This is a genomic window from Mesorhizobium sp. M0496 (genome assembly GCF_040321205.1).
Lineage (GTDB): Bacteria > Pseudomonadota > Alphaproteobacteria > Rhizobiales > Rhizobiaceae > Mesorhizobium.
The window spans coordinates 72,876-96,224 of the sequence record NZ_JAMYRC010000009.1; the positions used below are offsets into that span (position 1 = coordinate 72,876).

A 23,349-nucleotide genomic window follows, 5' to 3' on the forward strand; every position below is an offset into this window, starting at 1 on the left:
GTAATTTAGAGATAAAATTGTCTATTTTTCAGTGCAGCTTTCAAATTGCATTTTATATTAGCGTCGCCTGTCAAAACATTGTTCCGGAATGCGGCAAGGCTGGCGCCGTGAACAGCGCGTCGAGCGTTTCGACCGCGGCGCTGTCGAAGGCATTGAGGCGCCCCGTCTGCGCGAGTTGCCACCATTTCACGCCGCCGAGATAGGCCGCCGAAACCGTAGCCACATCGGTCACAACGGCGGCGGACAGATTGGTGCGCTCGGCCCCCTCTGGCGAGAGGCGCAACCGGGTCGTGTTCTCGGGCAGGATGGCGTCGGAGACTTCCAGCACGACGCTGTCCCGTCCGGCATAGGTTCTAGCGGTCAGGGCCTTTTCCACGTCCAGGAGCCGCAGCCATGTTTCGTCGCGCACCGCCGATACGCGAACGCTCCGAAAATCCTCGAACAGCCATGGCAGCAGATCGTCCGCGGGACGGCTCCAGAAGACGATGCGATGCGGCAGGTCGACCGCCAGCAGATGCGCGACCAGCGCGATATAGGCGGCCGGACTGTAGGCCACGATATCGTCGACCACGATGGTGCGTTCCGAGCTGGTGAACCAGCTGTCGAGGCCGACAGGGTGATAGCGCACGAACCCGGTTTCCGAGCCTTTCTCGCCGTGAATGGCGACATAGGCCGGCGCGCCGCTGTTGGCCTGCCGCAACGCCTGGAAATCCCACCAATAGGACGAGCGCGTGATGACGCCTGCGCGCGGAGCCGACTGGCCTGCATAGATGCGCGCCTGTACTGCCCAGGCATCGTCACTATCGATCAGCCGAACCTGGTCCCTGGACATCAGGCCTGCCCGCAGACGCGCGCGCTGCGTGTCGACCTCGAAGCTGACGGACGTGTTGGCGATCGCATAGCCGAAATTGCCGTAGATGCGCGCATCGGAGGCCCGCAAGGTGGCCGCCGCCTCACCCTGCTCGCGCGCCGCGCGAAGCTGCGCCTTGAACAGCGCCGTGGCCGCGCCACGCCGCGTATGGGTGGGCAGCACGCCGACATGGGTGACGGCGGCCTGCGGCAGCCAGGCGCCGCCGGGAACCGCCATCCGTCCCGAATAGGAGTCGGTGGTTCCGACGAGCGTCTCACCGTCAAAGGCGCCCCAGGTGCGATCCGGCTCGAACAGTCTGTCGATCAGCGTGTCGTCGATCGGGCCGAGCGGCGGCAGGCCGACCATGGCCGTGCGGAAGGTGCGCGCGGCCTGCGCGAGTTCGGCCTTCCCGGTCAGAAGGCGCACATCCGATATCATGACGCCTTCCGCCTGGGCACGGCTTCAGGCCTCTGCTCATCCGGCTTGTGCGCTTCCGGCTGGGGCGGCTGCGCGTAGGTGCGCGGCCTGGGCAGCGTTTCGGCCAGCAGATATGTGCCGACCTCGCGTGCCCGGTAGGAGACCGGGTCATGGACGGTGTGGGTGCGCGCGTTGCGCCAATAGATGTCGAGGCCATATTTGTTGGCCGTCGAGCGCGCACCCGTCGCCTCGAAGATGCGCGCCGTCACGTCGAGCACGACGTCGTTGGCGACGATCTTGCCCTGGTCGATAATCGTTGCGAGTTCGCCCCATTGTTGCCCGGTAATTGATGAGCCGGCATGCAGTGCCGCCTCGTAGAGCGCAGCGGCCTTGTCGGCTATCGCGATGCCCGCCGCTACGCCTGCGGAGAGCCGGCCGAACAGCACCAGATGGTAGGGATCGTCGATCGCTCGTTCCAGCCCGGACTCCGGCCAAGGCCGGCCAAAGCGGCGGACATGATCGGCGGCGGCGGCAAGGGCTCCCTCGGCGATGCCGAGATAGAAATTGATGAAGATGAGCTGGCTGAACAGGACGCGCAGGCCGTCGCGCAACTCGACATCGCCCTGATAGTCGTCGAGGGCGCTGAGCAACTCGTTCTCGAAGACCTCGACACGGTCGAAAGTGACGCTTCCGCTCGCCGTTAGCCTCTGGCCGAGATTGTCCCAGTCGGAACCGAAGCTGATGCCCTTGCGCGTCGGCGGGATCTGGTAGTGGGCGCGTTTGCCGTTGTCCCACAGGCTGACGGTGATGACCTGCGCCACCGACGCGCCGGTTGCGAAAGTGCGCTTGCCGTTCAGGAAGCGGCGGCCGCCAACATGCTCGATCTCATTCCACTGGTCGCGAGGATTGCTGACGCCGCCCTGGAACCAGCCTTGTGAACCGACGCCGCGGGCCGTCTTTTCCCACTGCTGGCGCGTGCCGAGAATGTAGGTCCAGACACCGTTGGAATAGTGATAGGCGATCAGCTGCCCGATCGAGCCATCGGCGGCGGCGATGATGCGGCTGATCTTGAGCGCCTGGACAAGGTTTGCGCCGGCGCCGCCGAATTCGCGCGGTGCCGCGAGACCAAGCAGGCCACTGTCGCGCAGCAGCGCCAGTTCTTCCACCGGGTCCTTGTTGGCCCTGTCGCGTTCGAGCGCCGTCGCCGCGAGTTGCCTCGCCACGTCGCGGGCCTTCTCGGCCCAGGTCTCGAATTCGGCGTCGCTGAGGCCGGGATAGATCTGGATGTCCGACATTGTCTTCTCGTCATGCTCCATTGTCGCGGCCACCAAAGACCAGACATGCTTCAGGCTGCGAGCAGCCCCTTCAAGGTTCGCCAGTGCGCCTTCGGCGAAATGCCGCTCACTCGGCCGCCTCGGCTGTTGCACCCCAGCTCGAGCGGTCGCGCGCGGCTGCTCCCGGATGGTCGTCGCGCAGCAGGCGCTGTCCCTCGCCCTGGAAGCGCTCGCGGATCGTTGTGCCGGGTGCGCCCCGTTCGCGGATGCGGCCCCGCCGCCGCAGTTCCGGCACCACGAATTCGATGAAATCCTCGAATGTGCCCGGGCTGACGACATAGGCGAGATTGAAGCCGTCGACACCGGATTCATCGGCGATGCGTTCAAGCTCGTCGGCGATCTTTTGCGGCGAGCCGACCAGCTTGGGATGGATGCCGCCGAGCCCGATATAATCGGCGATCCCGGCCACGGTCCAACGCCGGTCGGCATCGATCCGCGTCAGATTGGCAAGTGCTGAGCGGCCGGCATTGGTCTCGATATATTCGAGCGGATGGTCGAGCGGATATTGCGACCAGTCGACACCGGTCCATGCCGAAAACAGCGCCAGTGCTGCTTCGACACTGGTGTAGGACAGATAGTCCTTGTGCTTGGCCTCGGCTTCCTCGTCCGTGGCTCCGGTGATGACGGTAACCGCCGTGATGAACTTTATCGCGTCCGGTGCTCGTCCAAGTTCGACGGCGCGGGCGCGGATCGCCTCGATCGAGCGGCGGATGGATGCCGTGCTGGTGCCGCCGAGGAACACCACCTCGCCGTTGCGGGCGGCGAATTCGCGCCCGCGCGGCGAGGTTCCGGCCTGGAACAGAAGCGGCGTGCGCTGCGGACTGGGCTGCGCCAGATGCGCGCCGGGCACGGAGAAATATTTGCCGCGATGGCCGATCGGATGGACTTTTGTGGGATCGGTATAGAGTCCCTTCTCGCGATCGTGCACGACCGCCCCATCCTCCCACGAACCTTCCCAGAGCTTGTAGGTCACATCGAGGAATTCCTGCGCGAGATCGTAGCGCTCGTCATGATCGATCTGGCGTTCCAGGCCGAGATTCTTCGCCGCCGATTCGAGAACCGAGGTGACCACATTCCAGGCGATGCGGCCCTTGGTCAGATGATCGAGCGTGGTGAACTTGCGGGCGAGAAGATAGGGCTGTTCATAGGTCGTCGACACGGTGATGCCGAACCCAAGATGCCTGGTGGCGGCGGCCATTGCCGAGACCAGCAGCAGCGGGTCGTTCACCGGCGACTGGGCGGCGGTACGCAGCGACGCATCCGGCGTGCCCCGAAAGACGTCGAGGTGGCCGAGCGCGTCGGCGAGGAACAGCGCATCGAAGCCGCCATCGTCGAGCAACTTGGCCAGCGAGGTCCAGTATTCGAGGCTGGTATAATTGTGGGCGCGGTCGCTCGGATGACGCCAGAGGCCCGCCGACACATGGCCGACCACGGTCATGCCGAAGCCGTTGAGGATGAGAGGCTTGACCGCCTCGCTGGTGGAATTTGTCATGGCTCACCTCACGAATAGTAGGTTGACGGCGGCACACGGCCGTTGAGCGCGAAGTCACCGACTTCCAGCACCTTGTAGTGCACGGGATCATGCAGGCTGTGGGTGCGGACGTTGCGCCAGTAGCGGTCGAAGCCGAGCGAGCGGGCAGTGGAGCGGGCGCCGGTCAGCTCGAATATGCGCGACGTCACTTCCAGGGCGACCTCGGTCGAATGCACCTTCGACTGATAGGCGATTGCCGCGGTGCGGCCGCGTTCTTCCGCGGTGAGATCCCTGCCGCGCTCGAAGGCGCGCTGCACGGCTTCGCCAGCCGCATCCGCGAGTGCCTCGGCGGACGCCAGCGCGATCGAAAGCCGGCCGAAGCGCTCGACGACCAGCGTATCCTCGGAAGCTTTCTTCGCCGGTGAGGACAGCCATGGCCTGCCGCGCTGGGTGATGTAGTCCTTGGCGTCTTCCAGAGCGGCAAGCGCGGTGCCGAGATAGAGTTCGCCGAAGGCCGCATGGACGATCGGCACGTGCAGCGTGGCATGCGGCGGATGAACCGTATCTTCCGGCCAATGCCCGACCAGATCGTCAGCGGATGCGGCGACATTTTCGAGCGTCGCGCTGCCGCTGACCGTCAGCCTCTGGCCGATATTGTCCCAGTCATTGCCGAAGCTGAGGCCGGGCGTGGGATTTGCGACGATGAACTGGCCGATATGACGGCTGGCATCGATGCCGGAAATCCGCGTGCCCTTGGCAAAGCGTACCCAGACCTGCAGCGTATCGGCCACCTGCGCACCACTGGTGAAAGGCTTGGCGCCATCGAGCACGAAGCAGCCGTCCACCTGCCTTGCCTCGACAAGCGGCTCGTAGGCGGCCTGCGCGATGCCGGCATGGAACCAGCCCTTGGAGAAAAAGCCGTCCAGCCGTTTTTCGATCAAGGTCTTATTGTTGCCGTCCAGACCGATCGCCGTGCCGAACAGATGGTAGATGGCGATCTGGGCTATCGATGTATCGCCCTTTGCCAGGATGCGGACGATCCTGAGCACTTCGGCCGGCGTCGCGCCACCGCCGCCAAATCGCTTCGGGATATAGATCGTCAGCAGGCCGGCCAGGCGCAAAAGGTCTATCTCGGCATGCGGTGCGGCGCCGGCCAGATCGCGCGCGGCGGCGGTGCGCTTGAGTTCGCGGGCGACCTCCTCGGCCCGCTCGACCCAGCCCTGAAAATCACTGCGCTGCTCGCGCTGAACGGCGGCGTGGATCGTCATGATGCCAACGCCTCCGGCCGGCGGACCTGCGAGAACGCATGTTGCGCCGCGGGGTGATCGGCGGGCACACGGCTGTCGCGCCCGAAGAGCCTGGACCGCAGCGAGGGACCGACATCCTCGCGAATTCGTCCGCGCTTCCGCAGCTCGGGAACGACGTGGGCAGAGAAGTCGATGAAGCTGCCGGGGCTGACCACATGTGTCAGGTTGATGCCGTCGGTATCGGTCGCTTCCAGCCATTGTTCCAGCTCGTCGGCGACGGTCTTCGGGCCGCCGACAAAGGACTTGCTGCGCCCGAAACCACCCTCCGGCGAAAACGCCTGGCGCAGGGTCCACTGGCGGCCCGACGACGGGTCGTCAAACATGCGCAACAGGGAACGGTTGGAGTCGGTCTCGGTGTAACGGATGGGCTGGTCGAGATCGTGCCTGGAAAAGTCGATGCCCGTCGTCGCCGAATAATGCACCAGAGCGCCTTCGACATCGCAGTGCGATCTGTAGTCGGCGAGCTTGGCTGAAGCGGCGGCATCGGTCGCATCCGTGATCACGGAGACCGCGGATATGAACTTGATGCTGCCGGGAGCCCTGCCCTTTTCGCGGGCAAGCCGCTTCACCTCAGCAACATTGCGGCGGATGCCATCGACATCGGCACCGGCGACAAAGACCACCTCCGCATGACGGGCGGCAAAGTGCTGGCCGCGCGGCGAACCGCCTGCCTGGAACAGCACCGGCACCCGTTGCGGACTGGGCTCCGAAAGATGCGGGCCCGGCACGTTGAAATAGCGTCCGGAATGACCGATCGAATGGACTTTTGCCGGGTCGGTATAGAGACCGTCCGGTTTGGCCGCACTGCCGCGATCGCGCACCAGCGCTCCGTCTTCCCAGGAGCCCTGCCAGAGCTTGTAGGCGACATCCATGAATTCGTCGGCTATCTCGTAGCGCTCGTCATGCGCCACCTGCTTGTCCAGGCCGAGATTGCGCGCCGCGCTGTCGAGCTGCGAGGTGACGACGTTCCAAGCGATGCGCCCCTTGGTCAGGTGATCGAGCGTGGTGAATTTGCGTGCCAGCAGATACGGCTTTTCGTAGGTCGTCGAAACGGTGACGCCAAAACCCAACCGGTCTGTCGCGCCGGCAAGGGCTGAGACCAGCAACAGCGGATCGTTGACCGGAGACTGAACGCCTTTTGCCAGCGAGGCATCGTATCCACCGCCATAGACGTCGAGGAGACCCAGCGCATCGGCGATGAACAAGCAGTCGAAGCCGCCCTCCTCCAGCGCCCTGGCAAGCTCGATCCAGTAGTCGAGTTCGGCGTGGCGATACGCCTGGTCGGCCGGATGACGCCAAAGTCCGTAGGCGACATGGGAGACGGCGTTCATGGTGAAGCCATTGAGAATGATGGGAGATTTTGCCATATGACAACCCAGACAAACGCGCGCCATATGGCGACTAATCTTTGTCTATGGATTTAGTGTAATTCAGACGATCGCGCGTGGAGATTTTTCCTAAAGATCGCGGCGTTTGTGACAATCCATTACTCGATGGCCATTACTGGATGGCGTTGAAGCCGCCATGTCGAGACGACGGTGGCCTTGGTAGCGGGGACGACCGGGATTGGCCTCGCAACCGCCAGACGCCTCGCTGCAGGCGGTGTGACGATCATCGCCTATATCTACCAGCACCGATTTCGAAAAACCTGGAACAAAGCGATGTCGGCAATATCGGGTCGATCGATTTGACCGTGCATTTCGGCATTCTGGAAATGATCAAGCGTGGCGGCGGCGCCATCGTCAACGTGGCTTCGGTGCAGGGCTTTGCCTGCCAGCAGAACGTCGCCGCCTATGCCAAGGGCGCCATTCACACGCTGACGCGCGCGCTGGCCCTCGACCATGCGCGCGCCGGCATCTGCGTCAATTCCGTCAGCCCGGGCTCGATCCGCACCCCGATCCTGGAGAAGTCCGCGCGTGGTGAGAACGTCACGGATGCCGATGTCGAGGTACCTCAAGCCATTTTCAGGGCCAACGAGATCGATGAAATAATAGGCACTCCTGCCGATTGACAAAAACATCAACAGGCGACCAAGATCATATGACCATCAACGATCTTGGTCCCGAGGTTGCCCCTCGGCATTGGCGTAAAGGAGAGCCAGATGCCCCTTCAGCAGAGAGTGACCCATCGTCCGAAACAACGTCCCGCCGCCCCCATCCTTGCCACCGCACTTTTAAGCCTCGGCCTGATCACACTGCCCGGCATCGGCCACGCCGACGGGATCACGCTCAAGATTTTCGGCGGCTCGGCGCTCGACGAACTCGCGCCGCGTCAACCGCCGGACGAGCAGAAGAAAATCCAGCAGCAGGTTATCGACGGCTTCCTCAAGGCCAATCCCGATGTCGCCGCGGTCGAGTGGGATGCCCAGGGACCACAGACCGATTCCATTCAGCGCGTGATGACCGCCAAGCTGGCAAACCAGGAAATGGATCTGATCGCCTGCCCGGCCTTCTACACAAATGGCGCCTATGTCAGGCGCAAACTGGTGATGCCGATTACCGACAAGATCAAGCCGTTCCAGGACAGGATCGACGCCGCGGCGCTTGGCGCTTTCACGGTCAGCGGGCAGGTCTACGGCGTGCCGATCTCGACGCTTTCGACATCGACGATCTTCTACAATGTCGATCTCTTTCAGAAGCTCGGCATCCCCGTCCCGACGACCTATGACGACCTGAAGGCGGCCGTGCCGAAGTTCAAGGCCGCGGGCGTGATCCCTCTCCTGCATCAGGGCTCGAACACCGTCATGTGGCCGATGTGGTACTTCGAAACCTTTTCGCAGGCCTCGGGCGACCCGGTCGGCAAGACGCAGAAGAACCTTGAAGGCACGGCGAAATTCACCGATGCCCCTGATGTCGAAGGGTTCAAGCTGATCAAGCAATGGGTCGATGACGGCATCCTTTCCAAGGATTCGCTTTCCGTCGACCAGGACGGCATGCGTGCGGCCTTCGCCGCCGGCAAGAGCGCCATGTATTATGGCGGCACCTGGGAAATCCCGTCGCTCCAGTCGAGCGTCAAGGACTTCAAATGGGGCGTCTTCGCCTTTCCGAAGATGGACGGAACGCCGGGCGCGCCGGGCCATGGCGGCGGTGCCGACAACGGCATGTGCGTCGCCTCTTCGATCCCGCCCGAAAAGCTCGATGCCGCGGTCAAGTTCATCGAATATCTGACAAGGCCAGAGGTCGCGACGCTCTATCTCGCGCCGGAACAGCCGATCGCGGCCTCGATCAAGGGCGTGCCGCAGGTCGACGATGCCTATGCCGTCGAACTGCGCAAGCAAGCCTTCCCGAACACGATCAAGTTCCTCGACTGGATCTGGCCGTCGGAAGTCGCGACCGCCACGGCTTCGGCAATCGCCGGCATCGTCGGTGGCACGACCACGCCCGAAGACGCCGCCGCATCGATCCAGACCACCTTCGACGACCTCAAGGCCCAGGGCAGCTGGCCGCCCAAATGAGCCCCTGCAAGCGGGCGCGCATCCAGCGAAGCTGATGCGCCAGGCAAGAAAATGAAGCTGCCCGCTTCGGGCAGCCTCATCAATCGGAGAGAACACATGAGGACAAATCGCGCCGAACGGCAGCGCTTCTCGATCGGTTATCATCTGAACAGCTGGGACCTGACCGGCCTTCCGCTCAGGCCGGCCATCAAGTTCCTGGCCGACCAGGGCTTTGGCTGGTTCGAGATCCTCGCATTCACCAGCCTGTCGGACCAGTATGCGCGCAAATACATGCAGCTCGGCAATCAGGCGCCGATGGGTGTCACCACCGACACCGACATCTTGCGGCGTTACGCGCTGCTGTCGGAAGGCCAGAGCGAGTATGGCATCAAGCTCTCCTCCTTCTACGTCAATGCGATCTTCACCAACCCTGTCGCCTGGCCCTATGAGCGCGACGTGCTCGTCGCGCTGACCAGGCTGCTGAAAGGGTTCGGCTCACCGGTGCTGGTTCTCGGCGGCGGTCCCTCGGAGGCCGCTGCCGGGCCGCACACGGCCGATGACTACCGCGCCTTCTGCCGGGCGCTTGAGGATATCGGCAGGCGGACAAAGGACCTCGGCATCGAGACGGTCTATCACCCGCATCTCGACACCTTCATCCAGCGCCGCGACCAGCTCGACCGCATGATGGATGAGCTGGACACCAACCTGGCCGGCCTGTGCATCGATCCGGCGCATCTTGCCCACACCAATTCCGATCCGGTCGACGCGGTCAAGACCTACATTTCGGCCGTGCGCTACATGCATTTCAAGGACACCAGGGTCGATCCGGCGCTGAAGGGCTATGACCGCTACGGCGCCTTTTGCGAGCTCGGTGCCGGCGTCGTCGATCTTGCCGGCATCGTCGACGTCCTGCTGGAGGCAAACTACGATGGCCTCGCCATCATCGAGCTGGATGCGTCCAAGAAGACAGCGGAGCAAAGCACGCTTGAGAGCATCGCCTATGTCAGGGATACGCTCGGGCTGGTGCTGACCCCGCAAGGCGCAAAGGCCGCATGAGCACGCGACCGCAAGAGGCGGCTCCTGTTTCGGGCCGATCCGGCAGCTGGCGCTTCGACGCCGGGGACGGGGCTACGGCCTTCGTGATGATCCTGCCCGCCGCGATCCTCTTCGGTCTTTTCTATTTCTGGCCGTTCATCAACGGCTTCTGGCTCAGCCTGCACAATTGGGACGGATTTTCCGACCCGACCTGGGCAGGCTTCTCCAACTACTGGCGCCTCGCGCATGATCGCATCTTCCTCGGTGCGCTGCGCAACAATTTGATTTTCGTCGTCGCCGTCGTGATCCTGAAGAATGTGCTAGGGCTCGGGCTGGCGCTGCTTTTGAACCGGGCGCTGCTCGGCCGTACCTTCTTTCGCGCCGCCGCGTTCATCCCGGTGACGATGTCCTTCGTCGCCGTCGGCCTGCTCTGGTCCTGGATCTACAATCCGGTCTTCGGGCTGCTCAACAGCGGGCTCGATCTCGTCGGCCTCGGTGCGCTGAAACAGTCATGGCTTGGCGACGCCGACATCGCGCTCTACTCGATCATCGTCGTCGATGTCTGGAAATGGCTCGGCTTCCATGCCGTCATCTATCTGGCCGGGCTGCAGACGATCCCCTCGGAGCTCTATGAATCGGCGAAGATGGACGGCGCCGGCCCCCTGCAGCGTTTCCGGCACGTCACCGTTCCGATGATGATGCCGATCGTCTTCATCAACACGATCCTCGGCCTTTCCGGCGCCTTCGTGCGCAACTTCGACATCGTCTATGTCTTGACCAAGGGCGGCCCGAACCACGCCACCGAAGTGGTGCTTACCTACATGATGAGCAAGGCCTTCCAGGACGGCGCCATGAGCTATGCCGCCGCCATCGGCTATGTGCTGTTCCTGATCGTCGGGCTGGCCAGTGTCGGTCTTCTGGCCCTGATGCGGCGGCAAAGGCTTGATATCTGATGAGAGCCACCGCCAACCCCCCGATTTCCCTTGGCGATGGCGCGGCCGGCGATCGCCGTCGCGGGCTCATGCAGCGCCTCGGCATAAGCGGCATCCTCGAACTCGCCGGCATCTATGCCGCGCTCGTCCTCGTGCTCTTCGAGACGCTTTATCCCCTGCTTTGGGTGCTGTTCGGCTCGCTCAAGACCAAGCAGGAAATGCTGAGCAATGTCTGGGGTCCGCCGTCGAGCCTGATGTTGCAGAACTATGCCGACGCCTGGCGGATCGCCGGCATGGGATCGCGCATCGTCAACAGCGTCTTCGTCACCGGTTCGGCATTGATCATCCTGGTCGCGGTCGCGACGCCTTGCGCCTATGCGGTGGCGCGTCTTCGGTTCCCCGGGCGCGGTCTCGTGGTTGCAGTCGCGGTGGCGGCCATGCTGGTGCCGCCGCAAGTGATGGCCATTCCGCTGTTCATGGTGGCGCGCGATCTCGGCCTGATCAACAACCGGCTCGGTATTGCCTTCATCTATGCCGCGACATCGCTGCCGCTTTCGGTCTTCATCCTGCGCAGCTTCTTCGTCACGCTGCCGGCCGATCTCGAAGACGCCGCGCGTGTCGATGGCGCAAGCCGGCTGGAGATCCTGATTCATATCATGCTGCCTTTGGTCCGGCCGGGTGTCGCGCTGATCCTCATCTTCGGCTTCATCGAGATCTGGAACGATTTCTTCCTGGCTTTCCTGCTGCTGCGCGACCCGTCGGTGCAGACCATCCCGCTCGGGCTGGTCAGCTTCTTCCAGCAGTACGACTCGCTGTGGAGCCTCTACTTCGCCGCGTTGACGATCACGACACTGCCGGTGATCGTCGTCTTTGTCGCCATGCAACGGCAGTTCATCGCCGGCCTAACCGCCGGCGCCGTGAAGGGTTGACATGCAGGATCGCGTCATTGGCGTTGGCGTCATCGGTTGCGGCGAGATCGCCCAGCTGATGCACTTGCCCTATCTCATGGAATTGCCGGCGTTTCGCATCGCCGCTTTGTGCGACATCTCGCCCGGCACGGTCGGCAAGGTCGCGGAACATTATGGCGTTGCCGCAAGGTATACGGATCATCGTGCGCTGCTTGCCGATCCCAATGTCGATGCGGTGGTGATCTGCACCTACGACCATGGCGAGATGGTCGCCGACGCAATCCGCGCCGGCAAGCACCTGATCGTCGAGAAGCCGCTTGCCTTTACCCCTGAGGAGGCGCGGCCGCTGGTCGAGCAGGCCGAGCGGAGCGGCCTCGTCGCCCTTGTCGGCTATATGAAATTCTACGACCCCGGCTATGAGATCGGCCTTGAGCGCATTGCCGCCATCGGCCGACCGAAGTCGATCCATGTCCATGATTTCGCCGGCCGCTTCGACCGCTATGGCCAGCTCTATACGCAGACCCGCATCACCGACGTGCCGGCCGATATGCTCGCGGCGGGGCGCGATGCCGTCGCCCGGCGCGTCGAAGCGGCACTCGGTGCCGATCATGCCGGTTATCGCGACCTCTATCTCTTGCTGCTGGGCCTCAGCAGCCACGATCTTGCCGTCATGCGCGGCGCTTTCGGCACGCCGGACCGCGTCGTCCATGCACAACAGACCGGTCCGAACCAGTTGCTGGCCGTACTCGACTATGGCGGCGTCCCTTGCCTCTTCGACATGGCACTTGCCCAGTATGAATGGTGGGACGAGTGGATCCACGTGCATGGCGAGCACGACGAGGTGCGGATCGAATTCCAGAACCCCTACTACCGCAATGCCTCGGCGACGGTCCGGCTACGCGAAGCGGCAGGCGAAACCGCGTCCGAACGTGTGATACCTGGCGTTCCGGATACGTCGTTCCGCCGCGAGTGGCTGCATTTCGCCGATTGCATCCATGCCGGCGCGAAGCCGCGCACGCCTCTTTCGGGCGGTCTCGCCGACCTCGACCTTGCCGTCCGGATCATCCAGGCAATGCCGCCCAAGAGACTTTAGCGAAACTTCGGAAACGCGCCGCCGGCCGGCGCGTTAGCCCAGCTCTGCAAGGTCTGGCCGCCGTCGATCAGCCAATCCACGCCAGTGACATGCCTTGCCTCGTCGGAGGCCAGGAAGGCCACCGCGGCCGCGACATCGTCCGGCTGGCCGATGCGGCGCAACGGAATGCGATCGGCGAAATGCTGGACACTGCTCTTGAAATCGCCGCCGCCGGAAGCCGGCACGCCAAGCGTCGTCTCGATCACGCCGGGACAGATGGCATTCACGCGTATGCCATAAGGCGCCGCATCGAGTGCTGCGACCCGCGTCAGGCCGACCACGCCGTGTTTGGAAGCAACATAACCCGCACCGCCCGAAAGGACGTCCCAACCGGCCATGGACGAGCCCATGTTGACGATCGAGCCACCGGTCCCGGCCTTGATCATCGCCCGAAGCGATGCCTGCAGAACGAGGAAGATGCCGCGCAGATTGATGCGGATGATCGTATCCCAGTCCTCGACCGGCAGGTCGTGAACGGGAGCGATGGCGCCGGAAATACCGGCATTGTTGAACACGACGTCGAGGCCGCCGAACGTCTCGACGGTCGTTGCGACTGCGCGCTGCACATCCGCTTCGTCGGTGACGTCGGCCTCGATCGCCAGGACGTCCTCGCCGAGAGAGCGGGCCAGTTGCTGTGCCGACGCGCCATTGCGGTCGACAATGGCAACCCGTGCGCCTTCGTCGCGGAAACGCCGCACCGCGGCGCTGCCAATCGCGCCGGCGCCGCCGGTGACGAGAACATTCTGTTTGTCGAACCATTTCATTGTCCGGACTCCGGCTTCGGATAGGAACGCCACGAATGGCTTGCCTCGAAGCCGATCGTTTCGCGCGCATGGACCGTGTCGAGTACGGTGCCAAAGCCGGCGATCGGCCGCGACAGCGGGACATCAGGGTAGACCCGGCGCACGAGCGCTTCGGTTTCCTCTTCCATGAAGGTGTCGTCAGCGCTCAAGATGACGCGCAGATGGCCTTCGCCTTGCCATTCAAGCGCCCGCAGGAAACCCTGCCCGGCATCGCGCGAGTCGAGATAGCTCCACAGGTCGCGGGCACTGTCGGCGGTGGCGCGGCGCGGACCGACGCCAGCGAAAAAGGAACCCGGCGTCTGGATCCACGGCATGCGGATACTGACCGCCGAAAAGGCGCCGCGACGCACCGCCGCGTCGACGATTTCTTCGCCCAGCCATTTCGACAGGCCGTATGGGTCCTGCGCGCCGACCGGGTGGTTCAGGTCGACCGGCAGATAGGGCGGCCGCACCGGCTTCTCGAAAAAGGGATAGCCGAAAACGCTGAAGGACGAGGCATAGATGAAGCGCCTGGCACCAGCCATGACAGCGGCCTCGACGACATTGTAGGCTGTCGCGACATTGGTCTTGAACACCTCGCCGCCGGCCCGGCCGGTAGGTCGCGGAATGGCCGCGACATGCACCACGGCATCGCAATCACGCACCAGCTGCAGCGCCGATCCAAGATCGGTCAAATCGGCGGTTGCGTGGCGCCATGCGACTCCAGAAGGCACCACGGTATCAATGCCCAGCACATCGTGGCCGGCCGCAACCAGAGCCTCGGCCACATGGCGGCCAAGCAGGCCACTGGCTCCGGTGACGATCGTCTTCATATCTCGACCTCGGATCCGCAATTCAGCGGCTTGAATATCATTGATGGTCATACAAATCGAGCACATGATTGAAGAGCCTTGTCAAGGCCATTTCGCGCTGAACAAATAGCGCATACCCTTGTCGGAGCGCGGTGCGCAAGGCCGACGAGCACGCTTTGCGTCGAACGGGATTGACTTGGCATCCGCCAGGGTTTTTTGTATGAGCATCAACGATCGGTCAAAGGAGATCGCCATGCCCGTGGACAGTTTTTCCTCACATCGGCACGATGACGCGGTGCGGCTCGATCCACGCCGTGCGGCCGTTGTCGTCATCGATATGGTCAATGAATTCTGCAAGCCCGGCGGGGCCATGGTCCTGCCTGGATACGAGACACTGGTCGCACCGCAGCTGGCCGTCATCGAGGCGGCGCGCGCCGCCGGCGTGCCGGTGATCTGGGTTCACGACAGCCATCGGCCCGGCATGCGACGCGAGCGCGAATGGCTGAAGCGTACGCCGCATTGCCTGGAGGGAAGCTGGGGGCCGGAAATCATCGAGGACCTCGGCGCCCGCGATGATGAGATCCACGTGATCAAGCGGCGCTACTCGGCCTTCTTTCAAACCGACCTCGACTTGACGCTGAAAGATATGCAGGTCGATCAGTTGGTCATCTTCGGCGTGGTCACCAACATCTGTGTGCGCTCGACCGTCCATGACGCCTTTTTCGAGGGTTATGAGGTGGTGGTGCCCAGCGATTGCTGCGCGGCGACGGGGCCGCGCGAGCAGGAAAGTTCGCTCTACGACATAGCGACGCATTTCGGCGTGGTCAGCGATTCAGCTGATGTCGTCGCAGCCCTTCGCGACGGGACGTCGCTTCAACCGGCGAGTGTTGCGGCTTGAACCCTTTCAGGCCGGCGGCATCCGAGACAGCGGCGATAGGAGTCCGGCGTGACGACTGAAAAGAAACCGCAGCCCAAAAACGACGGGACGTCGAAAGGGCCAAGCGGCAATGCGGCGCCTCTGAGCCGTGAGCAAGTGCTGCAGCAATACGCTGAGACCGGCTACGAACTGGACCGCCACCCGGCGCACGTCATCCGCCGGGCGCATCAGCGCGCGACGCTGCGCTTCCAGCAGGTCATGGCCGGCGAAGACCTTTCGCCAACCCAGTTCGCGGCGCTCGCCACGATCCTAAAGCATGGCGAAGTCTCACAGAACCATCTCGGCCGGCTGACGGCGATGGACCCATCGACCATCAGCATCGTCATGCGCAAGCTGCTCAAACACGGGCTGATTACGCGCAGCGCTTCCGACACCGACCAACGTTTGACGATGATCGCGCTGACCGGCAAGGGAACCGACTACACGCTCGAGCGGCTCGAACGCAGCGTCGAAGTTGGAAGGCGGTTCCTGTCGCCGCTCTCACCGGCGGAGCAGGCGACGCTGCTTCGCCTGCTCCAGCGTATCAATGACGACGATCCATCGAATGGCGACGGCGGCAAATAAGCGGCGTCCAGACCTTTTTCCATAACAGCAGAAGTGAGAATCGATGTCGTCCGACCCCCAGTCGTCTGCCAACACGCTCGTTGTCCGCAACATCGGTCTGATGCTGAGCGGCAATCTCGCTCAACCGATCATCGACGCCGACACCATCGTCGTGGCCGATGGCCGCATCGCCGGCATTGGCAAGGCAGGCGATGTTGACGGCAGCGCAGCGACGATCATCGATGCGATGGGCTGCGCGGTCGCGCCGGGGCTTATCGACAACCATGCCCATCCGGTGGCCGGCGACTGGACACCGCGCCAGAACCAGATCGGCTGGATGGATTCGACCGTGCATGGCGGCGTCACCACCATCGTCTCGGCGGGCGAAGTCCACACGCCAGGCCGCCCGCGCGACCTGGTCGGGCTGAAGGCGCTGGCGATCGCTGCCCAGCGCACCTTCTCCAATTTCCGTCCGAACGGCATGAAGATCCTGGCCGGGGCACCGATCCTGGAACCCGGCCTTACCGAAGAGGATTTCCGCACTCTCGCCGAAGCCGGGGTGACGCTTGTCGGCGAGGTCGGGCTTGGCGGCGTCAAGGACGGGCCGACCGGCCGGCAGATGATCGCCTGGGCACGCAAATACGGCATGACCTCCATGACCCATACAGGGGGCCCGTCTCTGCCCGGCTCCGGCCGCATCGGCGCGGATGTCGTGCTGGAGGTCGACGCCGACATCGTCGCCCACGTCAATGGCGGGCCAACCGCCCTGCCCGACGCGGAAATACGGCAGATCTGCGAGAAGGGTTCGAGGGCGCTTGAAATCGTCCACAACGGCAATTTGCGCACCGGACTGTTCGTGCTCGACCTGGCAAGGCAGCGCGGCGAACTTGCGCGCGTCGTCCTCGGCACGGACAGCCCGGCCGGATCCGGCGTGCAGCCGCTCGGCATCCTGCGGACCCTGACCATGCTGGCTTCGCTGGGTGGTATCGCGCCGGAAGTGGCGTTCTGTTTTGCCAGCGGCAACACGGCGCGCGTGCGCGGGCTGGATGATCGCGGCATGATCGAGGTTGGTCGCGCCGCCGACCTGATCTTCATGGATCAGGCGATCGGCGGTGCCGGCGACGGGCTGCTCGACAGCGTGGCGCTGGGCAATCTTCCAGGCATCGGAATGGTGGTCATCGATGGCGTGGTGCGGACCGGCCGGAGCCGCAACACCCCGCCGGCGATGCGGGTGCCGGAGGTCAGAGCTGTGTAATGGCGACGACCTTCACGGACTTTGTTTTTACGCAATTTCCAAGGGAAAGCGGCATGCGCTTTTCCCGGGAAAACCGTCGTGCACTTTTCCTGGAATTGCTCTAGCTGACGCCATCCTCGCCGACGATCTTGTCCTTGGTCAGCCCGCCGACGCGCGGGTGCGGCCGGCCGGAATCGGTGACGGCGATGGCGACGACGATCTCGTCGGCACGCGGTGCGTCGGGAACGCGAACCTCCATGCCATCGAAATGGCTGCGCACCCGCGCCGCATCTTTGTGGCCGAGCGGAATGTCGAGCGACACGCCGAGGCCGCCGCGCTTCTTCGATGAGGGAATGAGTGCGGCACCCTTGCCGAGCACATCGCGGAACGGGGCACCGAGTTTTGGGTGAAGGATAGCTGCGGCATGTTCGAGTTCGCCGTCAGCACCGACGGCGGCCGCCTTGCCGAAGCTCTCGACCCGGTCACCGGCAGTGCCGAGAGCAGCGATAGCGCGCTTGGGCAAGATGTCTCCCAACGCTTCGCCGACAGCGCTCAGCGCCGACAGGTCCTCGACATAGGTGCCCGCATAAGGGTTGCGGATCACCGCAATGGCCGCGGCACGTCGCGTCGGCGGATCGACGGGACGACCGCCTTCGATCCGGGTTTCCTCGACGATGGTGATGATGCGGCGGATTTCCGGGTTCATCGCAATCCGTCCTCACCCTTGATGTCGGCGGCGGCAAGACCGCCGACCCGTGCATGAACACGCGCGCCGGTCGTCATCGCCAGGATGACCGCCATTTCGTCGCTGCGCGGCGCGTCGGCAATGCCGATCTCGATCGCATCGAAATGGCTGCGCACATAGGAGGCATTTATGTGCGTTATCGGGATGTCGATGCGCGTTCCGGGGCCGCCGACCTTCTTGGTCGAGGGCACGATGGCCTTGGCGTTGCCGAGCAGTTCGCGCATCGCGTAGCCGCCCGGATTGTGCCAGAGCGCGCCGTGTTCAAGCTCGCCGGCGGCGCCGACGATGGCACCCTTGCCATAGCCTTCGATGGCCTGGCCGCCGTCACCAATGGCGTCGATCAGGCGCCGGGCCATATCGAGACCGAGCGGCTTCAGGTCTTCCATGAAGCCGGTAATCTCTTCGACATAGCGTCCGGCAAAAGGGTTGGCGATGACGGCAACGACCGCGCCACGCTTCAGCGGGCGTGCCGCCTGGGGCCCGCCCTCATGGAAGATCTCTTCGACCTGAACCAGAAATTTCCTGACCAACACAGCCGGCATTGTTCGCTTCCTTCGTCACGTCGTTCATGAAAACTCGTTAGAGTATCAACAATTATGCATCGTCGATATTTGTCAAGCGCAGACGTTCAGCAAGTGAGCGAAGGGCCAAGAAAACTGCAGCGGATGGCGATTGACAGCCTGTTGAGCCGCTCCTAAACTCATATGACCATCAACGAACTCGCCGCTGTCCCGGCGACACGTGGGGTGGTCAAAGCGTGGCTTCAAAAGCTGAAAAAAGCTGAAGGGGAATGACATGAAAAGGGCGCTCAAGAGTTTATGTCTGGCCGGCACGATGCTTGCCATTTCGTTCGGGTCGGCCGCCGCACAGGCCAAGGTTTCCGTGGCCGCCATCTCAGGATATTTTGCTCAGGGCTTCGGCGTTTCGATCGTCAACGGCCTCAACAAGGCCAAGACCGATTTCGGCATCGACCTCAAGCTGGTCGATACCGGCAATCGCGCGCTCGACTACCAGCAGCAGTTCGAGAACCTTGCCAAGGGCAAACAGTATGACCTCATCTTCGTGATGGGCTGGGAACTGGTGGACTCGCTGCAGAAGGTCAGCGCGGAATATCCCGACCAGCGCTTCGTGTTCATCGATGGCGTCCTCGACAACCCCAAGATGATCTACGCCAACTTCGCCGAGGAACAGGGCTCCTTCGTCGCCGGCGCGCTCGCCGGCATGATCGAAGCCAAGGGCACCGCCTTCGACAAGATCGGCGACGGTAAGACCATCGGCTTCGTCGGCGGCCGCGATATCCCGGTGATCCGCAACTTCCTCGGTGGTTACGAGCAAGGCGCCAAATACGCCGCGCCCGATGTGAAGGTGAACTCCGTGTTCGCCGGAACCTTTGACGATCCCGCCAAGGGCAGCGAGCTTGCCCAGGCGCTTTACGGCCAAGGCTCCGACATCGTCTACAACGTTGCCGGCCCGACAGGTGAAGGCGTCATGCAGGCAAGTGCCGCGGTCGACAAATATTCGATCGGCGTCGACATCGACATGTGCGGCTCGGCCCCCGGCAATGTGCTGGCCAGCATGCTGAAGCGCGGCGACATCGCCGTCTATACGCTGATCAAGGACGAGGTCGAAGGCCGCAAGATCACCGCCGGCACACGCACGTTCGACCTCGCCTCGGGTGGTGTCGAAGTCAAGGTCTGCGATGACATCGCCTCCAAGATCCCGGCTGACGTGACAGCCAAACTGGATGAGATCAAGAAGGGCATCCTCGACGGCAAGATCGCGATCGCCAAGGCGAAGTAAACCAACAAAAGCGCCTCCCTCCCAAGAAAGCGCTACACTGATCCGCCGCGGCTTGCCGCGGCGGATCAGTGTCCAATCTGCGAGAGCCATGTTGTCCAACACGCCGGGGTCGCCGACCCTTCACAGCACTGCCGCAATGGCCGTCGAGTTGACTGGCATCACCAAGCGTTTTGGCGCATTCGTCGCCAATGACGGCATCGACCTTGCGGTCCGCCGCGGCGAGATCCACGCCATCATCGGCGAGAACGGCGCCGGCAAGACGACGCTGATGAACATCCTGTTCGGCCTCCTGCAGCCAGACGAAGGCTCGATCCGGTTGAACGGCGAGGAGATCGTGATCGCCGACCCGTCCATGGCGATAAAGGCCGGGCTCGGCATGGTTCACCAGCATTTTAAGCTGGTTCCCTCGCTCTCGGTCGCCGACAACGTCTTTCTCGGCATGGAAATCCGTCGCCACGGGCTGATCGACCACGCTGCACAGATTGCACGCACGCGCGAACTGTCGAAGCGCTTCGGCTTGCAGGTCGATCCGACCGAGCGCGTCGGGCTTCTTTCGGTCGGCATAGAGCAACGCATCGAAATCCTGAAGGTTCTGGTGCGCGGCGCGCGCACCATCATCCTCGACGAACCTACCGCGGTGCTAACGCCGCAAGAGAGCCGTGAACTGTTCCAGACGCTGCGCAGCTTCGTGGCGGAGGGCATGACGGTGATCTTCATTTCGCACCACCTGGAAGAGGTGATGGAAGTGTCCGACACGGTGACAGTGCTGCGCAATGGCAGGAAGGTGGCGACGCGACCGAAGGCCGAACTCAGCAAGGACGAGTTGGTGCACATGATGGTCGGCCGCGAGGTCAGCTTCGACCGACGGCCGCGCGCGTCGCTGAACGGCGACGTGGTCCTCGAAGTGAAGGATCTGTGGGCGCGCGACGATCGCCTGCTGCCGGCCCTTCGCGACGCCAGTTTCACGGTCCGCTCCGGCGAGGTGGTGGGGATCGCGGGTGTGGCCGGCAATGGTCAGACAGAGCTGGCGGAAGTGCTTTCGGGCCTGCGGCAGGCAAGCCATGGCGGGGCTTGGCTGAAGGGGCAGAACCTCACCGCCCTCTCGCCTGCCGCGATCCGCGAGGCAGGCCTTGCCCATGTTCCAGGCGACCGCATGGTCCGCGGGGTCGACCGCAACGCTTCGATATCGGCCAACATCCTGATGGGCCGCCAGCATCGCGCACCATGGAGCCGCGGCGGCGTGCTCAACTGGAACGCCATCGGCCAGAATGCCGAAACGCTGATCAAGGACTTCGATATTCGCGCACGCGGACCGGGCGATGCCGTCAAGCTGCTTTCCGGCGGAAACATCCAGAAGGTCGTTTTGGCACGTGAATTCACCAACGGCGCCGATTTCCTGCTGATCGATCAGCCGACGCGTGGCGTCGACATCGGCGCCCAGGAGGCCATTCATGACGAGATCATGCGCCAGCGCGCCGCCGGCCGCGCGATCCTGCTGATTTCCGTGCAGCTCGATGAACTGGCCGCCCTTGCCGACCGTATCCTGGTGATGTTCAACGGGCGGATCATGGGCGAGGTCGCCGGCGATGACGCCGACGAGGAGCGCATCGGCATGATGATGGCAGGCGTGGCCGCGCCAGACTTCGCGGCGGAGACCGCATGATGAAAGACCACTTGCGTGCCGTTTCCGGCCAGATCATCGCCATCGGTGTGGCGCTGCTGATGGGTGCGATCATCATCCTCATGGTTGGCGAAAGCCCAGTGCGTGTGTTCATGACCCTGTTGCGCGGCGCCTTCGGCGACCAGGAGAAGATTGCCGGGACCTTGCTGCAGACGACGCCGATCCTGATCTGCGGTGTCGCTGCCTGCATCGGCTTGCGCGGCGGCATGTTCAACGTCGGCATCGAGGGACAGCTGTTCCTCGGCGGCTTCGCTGCCGCCTGGGTCGGCTTTGCCATGCCCCTGCCCGCGGGCATTCACACGCTGGCGGCGCTGGCGCTCGCGATCGTGGCAGGCGCGGCCTGGGTCGCCATCCCCGCCTACTTCCGCGCCCGCTACAACACCAACGAGGTGGTCTCGACGATCCTGTCGAATTACGTGGCGGTGCTGCTTACCTCCTATTTCACCATTTTCCTTTTCAAACGGCCGGGCGGCTGGTCGGAGACGCCGCCGATCCTGCCCACATCCTATCTGCCGGAGATCTTCACCTTCTCGCGGTTGAACTGGGGCCTGGTCATTGGCCTGGTGCTGGCGGTCGGCGCAGCCCTTGTTTTCCGCTACACCCGGTGGGGCTACAGCGTCACGATGGTCGGTTCGGCGCCGAAATTCGCCGAATATGGCGGCGTCAACGTGAAACGGCAGGGTTTCCTGGTACTGCTCCTTTCGGGCGCTGTCGGCGGGCTGGCCGGTGGCGTCGAGACGCTCGGCGTCCATCACCGCTTCATGGAAGGGTTTGCTCCCGGTTTCGGCTTCGATGGGCTGATCGCCGCCCTGCTCGCCAATGGCTCGCCGGTCGCCACCATCTTCACCGCGCTGTTCTTCGGCGCCCTGCGCAACGGATCGCTGCTGCTCGAGGTCGATACAAGTGCGTCGCGCGAGATCATCACCGTGATCCAGGCGCTGATCATCCTCAGCGTGTCGGCCCAGGTGCTTGTGAGAAGGCGCGGCGACAGCCAGGCAGGGGAGCGGCGATGGAAATTCTAGACAGGCTGGTCAACATCGCGCTGATCGTAGCCACGCTTCGCACCACCGCGCCCATCCTTCTGGTCGCGCTTGGCGGCTCGTTCACCACCAAGGCCGGCATCTTCAACATCGGCCTCGAAGGGCAGATGCTGGTCGGCGCCTTCTTCGCCGTCCTCGGTTCGATCTGGACGGGTTCCGCACTGGCGGGCGTCGCCTGCGGCGTCGCGGCGGCGCTCGTCTTCGCCCTGGCTTTTGCTGTTCTGGTGGTGAGTTTCAAAGCCAATGAAGTGGTCGTCGGGCTGGCGCTCAACATCCTGGCCGGCGGCATGACGATCTCGCTGATGAAAGCGATCTTCGGCACGCGCGGATCGATCGTCGGGCACGGCATCGTCGGCCTGCCGAAAGTCCAATTGCCCGGTGCCCGCGACCTTCTCGGTTCATGGGCGCCGCTGATCTCCGGCTTCACGCCACTCGTCTATGTCGCCTTCATCGCCGTGGCGCTGCTGGTTCTGTGCTACAACCGGACGCGGCTCGGCCTCTATATCCGCGTCGTCGGCGAAAAGCCGGAAGCCGCCGAGGCGCTCGGCATCTCGATCACCCGCGTCCGCTACACCGCGTCCCTGCTGTGCGGATTGCTGGCGGGCCTCGCCGGCGCGCATCTGTCACTCGGCTACATCACCATGTTCACCGAAAACATGTCATCGGGCCGCGGTTTCATGGCGGTCGCGATCCTGATCTTTTCCAACGGCGATCCGCTGAAGGTTCTGGCTGGCTGCCTGCTGTTCGGCTTCGCGGATGCCTTTTCGTTGCGCCTGCAGACGTTCGGCTATCCGTCCTATCTGGTTCTCACCGTCCCCTACGTCGTGGCGCTGATCGCCCTGTTTGCGCTGTCTTACCGGGCGCGTCCAAGGGCCATCGCGGAAACACTGGAGTCGATGCGGAAACTGCTGTCGGTGGACAAGAACGCCGAGCCCGGCGGCAGAAATCCCCAGTGA

21 protein-coding genes and 1 pseudogene are annotated in these 23,349 nt (G+C 63.5%); 13 read left to right on the forward strand and 9 right to left on the reverse strand.

What is annotated here, in order from left to right; translation table 11 throughout:
- Positions 1 to 70 precede the first annotated feature (70 nt).
- The 5 genes from NKI73_RS11260 to NKI73_RS11280 all read right to left on the reverse strand — a co-directional run bounded on the left by NKI73_RS11260 (position 71) and on the right by NKI73_RS11280 (position 6,746).
- Complete coding sequence (locus tag NKI73_RS11260; protein ID WP_352629488.1) at positions 71 to 1,288, reverse strand: GNAT family N-acetyltransferase; 1,218 nt, start codon at positions 1,286 to 1,288, stop codon at positions 71 to 73.
- Positions 1,285 to 2,562, reverse strand: coding sequence for an acyl-CoA dehydrogenase family protein (locus NKI73_RS11265; RefSeq protein ID WP_352629490.1), 1,278 nt, complete (start codon positions 2,560 to 2,562; stop codon positions 1,285 to 1,287). Before NKI73_RS11265 ends, NKI73_RS11260 begins: the two co-directional genes overlap by 4 nt.
- Positions 2,563 to 2,668: 106 nt before the next feature.
- Positions 2,669 to 4,093: an LLM class flavin-dependent oxidoreductase gene (locus NKI73_RS11270; RefSeq protein WP_352629492.1), complete on the reverse strand. Its 1,425-nt coding sequence runs from the start codon at positions 4,091 to 4,093 to the stop codon at positions 2,669 to 2,671.
- An 8-nt stretch (positions 4,094 to 4,101) separates the two neighbouring features.
- Positions 4,102 to 5,340 carry an acyl-CoA dehydrogenase family protein gene (locus NKI73_RS11275; protein WP_352629493.1) on the reverse strand — a complete coding sequence of 413 codons (1,239 nt, stop codon included), beginning with the start codon at positions 5,338 to 5,340 and terminating at the stop codon, positions 4,102 to 4,104.
- Entirely contained in the window at positions 5,337 to 6,746 is a 1,410-nt protein-coding gene (locus NKI73_RS11280; protein WP_352629494.1) for an LLM class flavin-dependent oxidoreductase, read from the reverse strand. The genes NKI73_RS11275 and NKI73_RS11280 overlap by 4 nt, the downstream gene beginning before the upstream one ends.
- Positions 6,747 to 6,917: 171 nt before the next feature.
- Between NKI73_RS11280 and NKI73_RS11285 the strand changes: the two are divergent.
- The 6 genes and pseudogenes from NKI73_RS11285 to NKI73_RS11310 all read left to right on the forward strand — a co-directional run.
- Positions 6,918 to 7,387 (forward strand): annotated as a pseudogene (locus NKI73_RS11285) (SDR family NAD(P)-dependent oxidoreductase); the annotation flags it as partial.
- A gap of 93 nt (positions 7,388 to 7,480) precedes the next feature.
- A complete protein-coding gene (locus NKI73_RS11290) occupies positions 7,481 to 8,833 on the forward strand; it encodes an ABC transporter substrate-binding protein (protein ID WP_352629497.1) in 1,353 nt (450 codons plus the stop codon).
- 96 nt (positions 8,834 to 8,929) lie between these two features.
- Positions 8,930 to 9,868 (forward strand): sugar phosphate isomerase/epimerase family protein, encoded by a 939-nt coding sequence (locus NKI73_RS11295; RefSeq protein ID WP_352629499.1) that lies wholly within the window; start codon positions 8,930 to 8,932, stop codon positions 9,866 to 9,868.
- On the forward strand, positions 9,865 to 10,800 hold the full coding sequence (locus tag NKI73_RS11300; protein ID WP_352629501.1) for a carbohydrate ABC transporter permease: 936 nt from the start codon (positions 9,865 to 9,867) through the stop codon (positions 10,798 to 10,800). The genes NKI73_RS11295 and NKI73_RS11300 overlap by 4 nt, the downstream gene beginning before the upstream one ends.
- Entirely contained in the window at positions 10,800 to 11,708 is a 909-nt protein-coding gene (locus tag NKI73_RS11305; protein ID WP_352629503.1) for a carbohydrate ABC transporter permease, read from the forward strand. Before NKI73_RS11300 ends, NKI73_RS11305 begins: the two co-directional genes overlap by 1 nt.
- Before the next feature lies 1 nt (position 11,709).
- On the forward strand, positions 11,710 to 12,780 hold the full coding sequence (locus NKI73_RS11310) for a Gfo/Idh/MocA family oxidoreductase (protein WP_352629505.1): 1,071 nt from the start codon (positions 11,710 to 11,712) through the stop codon (positions 12,778 to 12,780).
- Here the strand turns inward: NKI73_RS11310 and NKI73_RS11315 are convergent.
- Both NKI73_RS11315 and NKI73_RS11320 read right to left on the reverse strand, forming a co-directional pair.
- Entirely contained in the window at positions 12,777 to 13,583 is an 807-nt protein-coding gene (locus NKI73_RS11315; protein WP_352629507.1) for an SDR family NAD(P)-dependent oxidoreductase, read from the reverse strand. The genes NKI73_RS11310 and NKI73_RS11315 overlap by 4 nt on opposite strands.
- On the reverse strand, positions 13,580 to 14,434 hold the full coding sequence (locus NKI73_RS11320) for an NAD-dependent epimerase/dehydratase family protein (protein ID WP_352629509.1): 855 nt from the start codon (positions 14,432 to 14,434) through the stop codon (positions 13,580 to 13,582). The genes NKI73_RS11315 and NKI73_RS11320 overlap by 4 nt, the downstream gene beginning before the upstream one ends.
- 232 nt (positions 14,435 to 14,666) lie before the next feature.
- Between NKI73_RS11320 and NKI73_RS11325 the strand changes: the two genes are divergently transcribed.
- From NKI73_RS11325 to NKI73_RS11335, 3 genes are read left to right on the forward strand one after another with little or no spacing between them, the layout of a single operon-like run.
- Entirely contained in the window at positions 14,667 to 15,311 is a 645-nt protein-coding gene (locus tag NKI73_RS11325; protein ID WP_352629511.1) for a cysteine hydrolase family protein, read from the forward strand.
- A gap of 48 nt (positions 15,312 to 15,359) precedes the next feature.
- Positions 15,360 to 15,914, forward strand: coding sequence for a MarR family winged helix-turn-helix transcriptional regulator (locus NKI73_RS11330; protein WP_352629513.1), 555 nt, complete (start codon positions 15,360 to 15,362; stop codon positions 15,912 to 15,914).
- 43 nt (positions 15,915 to 15,957) lie between these two features.
- On the forward strand, positions 15,958 to 17,148 hold the full coding sequence (locus tag NKI73_RS11335; RefSeq protein WP_352629515.1) for an amidohydrolase family protein: 1,191 nt from the start codon (positions 15,958 to 15,960) through the stop codon (positions 17,146 to 17,148).
- A gap of 100 nt (positions 17,149 to 17,248) precedes the next feature.
- Here the strand turns inward: NKI73_RS11335 and NKI73_RS11340 are convergent, their stop codons facing one another.
- Together NKI73_RS11340 and NKI73_RS11345 are read right to left on the reverse strand one after the other, a co-directional pair.
- A complete protein-coding gene (locus NKI73_RS11340; RefSeq protein WP_352629517.1) occupies positions 17,249 to 17,833 on the reverse strand; it encodes an amino acid synthesis family protein in 585 nt (194 codons plus the stop codon).
- Positions 17,830 to 18,414 (reverse strand): amino acid synthesis family protein, encoded by a 585-nt coding sequence (locus NKI73_RS11345; RefSeq protein ID WP_352629520.1) that lies wholly within the window; start codon positions 18,412 to 18,414, stop codon positions 17,830 to 17,832. The genes NKI73_RS11340 and NKI73_RS11345 overlap by 4 nt, the downstream gene beginning before the upstream one ends.
- Positions 18,415 to 18,667: 253 nt before the next feature.
- Between NKI73_RS11345 and NKI73_RS11350 the strand changes: the two genes are divergently transcribed.
- The 4 genes from NKI73_RS11350 to NKI73_RS11365 all read left to right on the forward strand — a co-directional run bounded on the left by NKI73_RS11350 (position 18,668) and on the right by NKI73_RS11365 (position 23,349).
- Positions 18,668 to 19,672 carry a BMP family lipoprotein gene (locus NKI73_RS11350; RefSeq protein WP_352629522.1) on the forward strand — a complete coding sequence of 335 codons (1,005 nt, stop codon included), beginning with the start codon at positions 18,668 to 18,670 and terminating at the stop codon, positions 19,670 to 19,672.
- An 88-nt stretch (positions 19,673 to 19,760) separates the two neighbouring features.
- The gene (locus NKI73_RS11355) at positions 19,761 to 21,335 is read left to right on the forward strand and encodes an ABC transporter ATP-binding protein (RefSeq protein WP_352629524.1); all 1,575 of its coding nucleotides are present in this window, start codon (positions 19,761 to 19,763) and stop codon (positions 21,333 to 21,335) included.
- Positions 21,332 to 22,375, forward strand: a complete 1,044-nt coding sequence (locus NKI73_RS11360) for an ABC transporter permease (protein ID WP_352629526.1) — start codon at positions 21,332 to 21,334, stop codon at positions 22,373 to 22,375. The genes NKI73_RS11355 and NKI73_RS11360 overlap by 4 nt, the downstream gene beginning before the upstream one ends.
- Positions 22,363 to 23,349, forward strand: a complete 987-nt coding sequence (locus NKI73_RS11365; RefSeq protein WP_352629528.1) for an ABC transporter permease — start codon at positions 22,363 to 22,365, stop codon at positions 23,347 to 23,349. Before NKI73_RS11360 ends, NKI73_RS11365 begins: the two co-directional genes overlap by 13 nt.

Coding starts and splice junctions, on each gene's coding strand:
- NKI73_RS11260 (WP_352629488.1), bottom strand. CDS start 1,288: ATGATATCGGATGTGCGCCTTCTGACCGGGAAGGCCGAACTCGCGCAG.
- NKI73_RS11265 (WP_352629490.1), bottom strand. CDS start 2,562: ATGTCGGACATCCAGATCTATCCCGGCCTCAGCGACGCCGAATTCGAG.
- NKI73_RS11270 (WP_352629492.1), bottom strand. CDS start 4,093: ATGACAAATTCCACCAGCGAGGCGGTCAAGCCTCTCATCCTCAACGGC.
- NKI73_RS11275 (WP_352629493.1), bottom strand. CDS start 5,340: ATGACGATCCACGCCGCCGTTCAGCGCGAGCAGCGCAGTGATTTTCAG.
- NKI73_RS11280 (WP_352629494.1), bottom strand. CDS start 6,746: ATGGCAAAATCTCCCATCATTCTCAATGGCTTCACCATGAACGCCGTC.
- NKI73_RS11290 (WP_352629497.1), top strand. CDS start 7,481: ATGCCCCTTCAGCAGAGAGTGACCCATCGTCCGAAACAACGTCCCGCC.
- NKI73_RS11295 (WP_352629499.1), top strand. CDS start 8,930: ATGAGGACAAATCGCGCCGAACGGCAGCGCTTCTCGATCGGTTATCAT.
- NKI73_RS11300 (WP_352629501.1), top strand. CDS start 9,865: ATGAGCACGCGACCGCAAGAGGCGGCTCCTGTTTCGGGCCGATCCGGC.
- NKI73_RS11305 (WP_352629503.1), top strand. CDS start 10,800: ATGAGAGCCACCGCCAACCCCCCGATTTCCCTTGGCGATGGCGCGGCC.
- NKI73_RS11310 (WP_352629505.1), top strand. CDS start 11,710: ATGCAGGATCGCGTCATTGGCGTTGGCGTCATCGGTTGCGGCGAGATC.
- NKI73_RS11315 (WP_352629507.1), bottom strand. CDS start 13,583: ATGAAATGGTTCGACAAACAGAATGTTCTCGTCACCGGCGGCGCCGGC.
- NKI73_RS11320 (WP_352629509.1), bottom strand. CDS start 14,434: ATGAAGACGATCGTCACCGGAGCCAGTGGCCTGCTTGGCCGCCATGTG.
- NKI73_RS11325 (WP_352629511.1), top strand. CDS start 14,667: ATGCCCGTGGACAGTTTTTCCTCACATCGGCACGATGACGCGGTGCGG.
- NKI73_RS11335 (WP_352629515.1), top strand. CDS start 15,958: ATGTCGTCCGACCCCCAGTCGTCTGCCAACACGCTCGTTGTCCGCAAC.
- NKI73_RS11340 (WP_352629517.1), bottom strand. CDS start 17,833: ATGAACCCGGAAATCCGCCGCATCATCACCATCGTCGAGGAAACCCGG.
- NKI73_RS11345 (WP_352629520.1), bottom strand. CDS start 18,414: ATGCCGGCTGTGTTGGTCAGGAAATTTCTGGTTCAGGTCGAAGAGATC.
- NKI73_RS11350 (WP_352629522.1), top strand. CDS start 18,668: ATGAAAAGGGCGCTCAAGAGTTTATGTCTGGCCGGCACGATGCTTGCC.
- NKI73_RS11355 (WP_352629524.1), top strand. CDS start 19,761: ATGTTGTCCAACACGCCGGGGTCGCCGACCCTTCACAGCACTGCCGCA.
- NKI73_RS11360 (WP_352629526.1), top strand. CDS start 21,332: ATGATGAAAGACCACTTGCGTGCCGTTTCCGGCCAGATCATCGCCATC.
- NKI73_RS11365 (WP_352629528.1), top strand. CDS start 22,363: ATGGAAATTCTAGACAGGCTGGTCAACATCGCGCTGATCGTAGCCACG.